The sequence below is a fragment of the Cellvibrio sp. ARAG 10.3 genome, assembly GCF_051846955.1.
GTDB lineage: Bacteria > Pseudomonadota > Gammaproteobacteria > Pseudomonadales > Cellvibrionaceae > Cellvibrio.
Map to the genome: position 1 here is coordinate 1 of NZ_JBPYCU010000041.1, position 4,242 is coordinate 4,242.

Here is a 4,242-nt window from a genome sequence, read left to right on the forward strand (position 1 = left end):
GTGCATTCTGTACCACATACAGCTAGGGTCCAATGAGGCAGCATTGGGACTGATTGCAGCTTTAGTGTAGCAAAATAATCGAAAATGTCTACCATATCAGCCGGAGATGTTTACTATCCCATCTTTATTGGAACCCTTGATACAACGGACCGAATCATCATGCGGATTGACGTAGCGTACTGTGTTGAACTCGATAAAGTGATAGACATTTATGAGGCCTGCTACCAATACTCAGTAAGGCTTGAGCAGGCAAAGGCCGCAGGTAAACGGGTTCCACCCAGATTCAACTTCTTGTGCTCCGATCCACGCTGCCGAGTCAGTACTGACTCGGGAGTACGTATCACTGGTGTGAACCACCATAAATCGCCCGAAGATCAAAAATTGACAAAATCAGCGCACTATCGCGTTTGGGATACCCACATCAACGATTGTGAATGGGTTGAGCTCAACGCCGTACTGATGGCCAATCAGCCCGGTGGAGACAATAAAGAATCTGCACAACCACGACAAATCACACAAAAAGTGACACGCCTGATAACGCAGTTTGACCCGGTAGATCCGGATGAAATTGATATTCCGGCGAACAATCCGTTAGTCGATGAGCTGGAACGCATTAGGCGGGAGACGGACCCGGTCATACGCAGACAGAAACGTGCACAATATGCCTCTGGCGCCGGTTCAAAAACATCAAGCCTCGAAGCGTTTGTGAGTTGTTATGAGGAACTCAAAGACGGCGCGGCATTACATGAGCAAGTTCGTTTACCCGGTAATGTCACATCCTCATACCACGAGGTTTTCAGACATTTTTCGCGCCCTCAACTTTCCACCTTGGCAGTCTGGTACGGTGGCGCGCGACTGTATAAACGGTACGGCGATGGATTTTCATTGACGTTTCTGGATAGATATAATGGACTTCCAGTATCTCTTTACGTGTCGCCGGATAGCTTGAAAAAATATCGTCCCGGTGCGGGCTTAAAGCGAATGGTTGATGAGTTGGAGCACAACGCGGAAAAGCGTCCCTATCTTAAAGTTTATTGGGTTGGAGGGGTGCAGCTTAAAGACCAGAATTTTTACAGCGTCGACTATGCGAGCCTGGCACATATCGTCTTCAGGATGGTCTTCCCTCAATCGTGAATTGCAAGTGACGAGCTTCACGCCATAACGATTCCCTGTTCAGACAGACAAGCCAACTCTCTAAAAAAACAAAACGCATCAACAATACCTGGCAGTACCATATCGACCTGACAGTCGTCAGCGAACGCCGGCAATGTGATCTCCTTTGACGACATCCCAATGGTAATGGCGAAGACTGCATGTCCATCGGATGAAAAGCCGTCGAATGTTAGGAACGTAGCACCTCGAATATAAGCACCCAGTCGCCACCTGGGTGATTCTCCTAACTTGTTTTTCGCAAATTGAATGAAAGCCTCAGTCCATTCACGACATATGGGATCGGTCATAAATTGCCCATCCCCGTCAGTAAGTAGGATTATCTCTTCAATACCAATCGATACATTGCTCATAGCATTCGTCTCGACATCGTCAACTTCTCACATGACATTTCATGGAATCCTTGAGCCCTTCTCGATACAGATCCTTATTCTCCATTAGCGCGCCATAGTACTCGGGGTAGCATGCGTGTTCGCGCTCAGAGTACATATCAATGGAGGTGCAGGGAGCGGTGGCACGCCAGTGCTGAAACCCATAGTACTCAATCAGCAGTGCAGCAATGCCCAGATTACTTAACATTGCGGTTTCGCCGTAGAAGGCTTCTGCCTGAAACTGGAGATACAGTGCCGCTTCTTTTGCATCGATATTGCCACTTTCACGACACACATAAACCTGCTGGTCGCCGACATCGTACGCGTGGTATATACAATACACATGCGCATGTGGCCTGGACCGTATAGCTGAAAGCTCTCGTTCGATGTCGATGAGCGCATGCCGCGTCCGCTCACTCATATCACTATCAACATGAGCAAGCTCACAAAACACCTCACCACGCGACATGACGTGCTGTATTGTGCGAGCCAGGAATTCATCTGGGGTTACACCAGCTGCTTGTGCTTCAGTCAGAAAATCGTAACTATTGGCACGCGCATAGGCGTTCGCTTGTTGCAGCGCTTCCGATGCGAGCTGTACTATGATGGACTCCAGTTCGCTTTCCACATTATTGATCGTCGTCATGTCCACCATCACAATTGAATTGTTAATGTGTTGTTTGCCATTGATTTCGCCAGCGCGAACGTATCCAGTAAACCAGGAAGACAAATATCCATCTGCTCCATGTCTATCTCGGGAAGAAAAATCTCTGCTTCGGTCAACATGACAGTGATGGCCAAGCCGTGGCTGGTTTCTTTTCTGAAGAATGTATCAATGGTTACGTTGGCTGCTCCGCCAATCGGGTACGCGCCAAATTTGATAATGCAATCCCGTCCGAAATGCTGCCGATATATCCCAATAAAATCCTTCAACCATCGTTGGCATTCACGGTCTTGTTGAAATGACCCATCAAGGCAATTGTTCTTTCTTAACATCCCCATGTCCCTCTGTATCCAACGATGATTATTTACACCTTCACGCACGATAATGAGTAAGGGCACAGCGAGGGTGCCTGCGGGTACTGTGGCGGTGCGGAACAGGACAGGTACCAGTTGCTGCCGTTGCGGCTCACCGAGCCCTGGTAGCTCGTTGCAGCGACGCTGCACTCACCAGACGTATAACCCGATGGAACGCCGCTGAATGTCCCTGTGGGGTGCATGAACGTGTTTGCGTATGTGTCGCCGGCGATGGGACCCGTTGTGGTCGACACCGGCGTTTCGTTGCACGCAACGGTGTAGGCACATAGCCCCCGGGCATGAAACGTGAAGTCATCGTAAATGCCACACATCACGCGTCGATTGCCATCCACGCTCGCACGCGCACCGGCAAAATAATTCGGACGCTGTCCGTGGTAGTTGGTGGCGTTCGCCACAGAGATAGTGCATTGACTGGCGGTGAATCCCTGAGGGATGGGCACCGTCGCACCGTTCGCAAGGAAGCCGGTAATAACGGTGCTCCCGCCACCGCCCACCTCTCGCCAGGTGCCACTCACACACGACAGGATGTTGCCCGTTGACGTGCGACCGATTGATCCCGTCGAACACGCGCCACCGACGGACCTGGCAGGAACAATGCGAAGATTGCCGTTCACATTGACATTGGTTCCGGTAATCGTTTGTCCGCTGAGTGTTCCTGTGGCCGTCATATTGGTCGCATTCACCGTTGGCGCTGTTACTGTGGAACCGAACGATCCGGTTCCTGAAACGGACAAGGTGCCGTTCGCCTGCAGGTTTCTCACATTCGTAATGGAAAAGTTATTCCAGTTGAAATTTCCCGTGGGACGAACCGTGCCATCTTTCTTTAAAAATTCCAGATTTTCCGGTGCATTGCTCACCGTCATCGCGATCGCGCCGGACGTCAAATGATGCGAGGCAACGTGATAGGTTTGCGTCGCCGGCGTTACATAATCGTTCGATGCGCCATTGATCGCGGTGACGATGATACCGGCCAGGTGCGGCCACACTTCGCCACTCGCTGACGGCGCACCCAACTGCACCGAGGCCGTCACCGTACTCGATGAGACGGATACCACCGTGCGATATGACAATCCCAGCGGTAGATGTTGTGGGAACTCGCACGGCAAATACGCAGCAGATCCAGTGGCTCCGGCGCAGCTGCCAGAACGTTTCAACCAACTCACGCCGGTAAAGGTACCTGTTGGTGCCCCCGTGCCGCGTTCAGCAATCATCGCACGCAATGCGTGTTTGAACTGTGCCGCAAGCACACCGGCCATCTCGGCACTGTCTGATCGGCTCTTGTTCACCATCTCGCGTGTTTGAATGGCCATGAGCGTGCCGAAAACGATCAGTGCAACAGCCGCTGTGATCTGGAGGTAACCGCCTTGCCTTCGAGCCAATGTTAATGGTCGCATCACGGTCACCTCGCTTTAATATTTCCCATACACCGACGTCACCGTATTACTCGCGTTATTGCATGCAGTAGCAAGTGTTGCAACGGTGATGTTGGATGCGTTGGCGGCTTTCACTTGAGTGCTGCCGACCGTAATCGTGACAGCATCCGGGAAAATTGAGTTAACAAAATTATTACAATTATTTTCATTCAACAGTGCATGCGCGACTTGAAAGCCATCGTTGCTGGTATTGATCGTGGCGGGAGTAATGGTCACGGTACCGCCCATGT

The 4,242-nt window shown here is 51.0% G+C and carries 6 protein-coding genes; 1 reads left to right on the forward strand and 5 read right to left on the reverse strand.

Annotated elements, in window-relative coordinates; genetic code table 11:
• The first annotated feature begins 84 nt into the window (after positions 1-84).
• The gene (locus ACSV5M_RS21475; protein WP_439178894.1) at positions 85-1,134 is read left to right on the forward strand and encodes a hypothetical protein; all 1,050 of its coding nucleotides are present in this window, start codon (positions 85-87) and stop codon (positions 1,132-1,134) included.
• A gap of 17 nt (positions 1,135-1,151) precedes the next feature.
• On the opposite strand, the gene ACSV5M_RS21480 is transcribed toward ACSV5M_RS21475, so the two are convergent.
• The 5 genes from ACSV5M_RS21480 to ACSV5M_RS21500 form a co-directional block, all read right to left on the reverse strand.
• Positions 1,152-1,523: a hypothetical protein gene (locus ACSV5M_RS21480; RefSeq protein ID WP_439178895.1), complete on the reverse strand. Its 372-nt coding sequence runs from the start codon at positions 1,521-1,523 to the stop codon at positions 1,152-1,154.
• 19 nt (positions 1,524-1,542) lie between these two features.
• The gene (locus ACSV5M_RS21485; protein ID WP_439178897.1) at positions 1,543-2,187 is read right to left on the reverse strand and encodes a hypothetical protein; all 645 of its coding nucleotides are present in this window, start codon (positions 2,185-2,187) and stop codon (positions 1,543-1,545) included.
• Between the two features lie 8 nt (positions 2,188-2,195).
• Positions 2,196-2,537, reverse strand: a complete 342-nt coding sequence (locus ACSV5M_RS21490; RefSeq protein WP_439178898.1) for a hypothetical protein — start codon at positions 2,535-2,537, stop codon at positions 2,196-2,198.
• A gap of 32 nt (positions 2,538-2,569) precedes the next feature.
• Positions 2,570-3,973 carry a hypothetical protein gene (locus ACSV5M_RS21495; RefSeq protein ID WP_439178899.1) on the reverse strand — a complete coding sequence of 468 codons (1,404 nt, stop codon included), beginning with the start codon at positions 3,971-3,973 and terminating at the stop codon, positions 2,570-2,572.
• Positions 3,974-3,988: 15 nt separating this feature from the next.
• Positions 3,989-4,242, reverse strand: a 254-nt coding sequence (locus ACSV5M_RS21500; RefSeq protein WP_439178900.1) for a type 4 pilus major pilin, incomplete at its 5' end; no start/stop codon positions are given.

Bases quoted from the DNA above. Each gene is read 5' to 3' on its own strand.
- ACSV5M_RS21480 (WP_439178895.1), bottom strand. From the start codon at position 1,523: ATGAGCAATGTATCGATTGGTATTGAAGAGATAATCCTACTTACTGAC.
- ACSV5M_RS21495 (WP_439178899.1), bottom strand. From the start codon at position 3,973: ATGCGACCATTAACATTGGCTCGAAGGCAAGGCGGTTACCTCCAGATC.
- ACSV5M_RS21490 (WP_439178898.1), bottom strand. From the start codon at position 2,537: ATGTTAAGAAAGAACAATTGCCTTGATGGGTCATTTCAACAAGACCGT.
- ACSV5M_RS21485 (WP_439178897.1), bottom strand. From the start codon at position 2,187: ATGACGACGATCAATAATGTGGAAAGCGAACTGGAGTCCATCATAGTA.
- ACSV5M_RS21475 (WP_439178894.1), top strand. From the start codon at position 85: ATGTCTACCATATCAGCCGGAGATGTTTACTATCCCATCTTTATTGGA.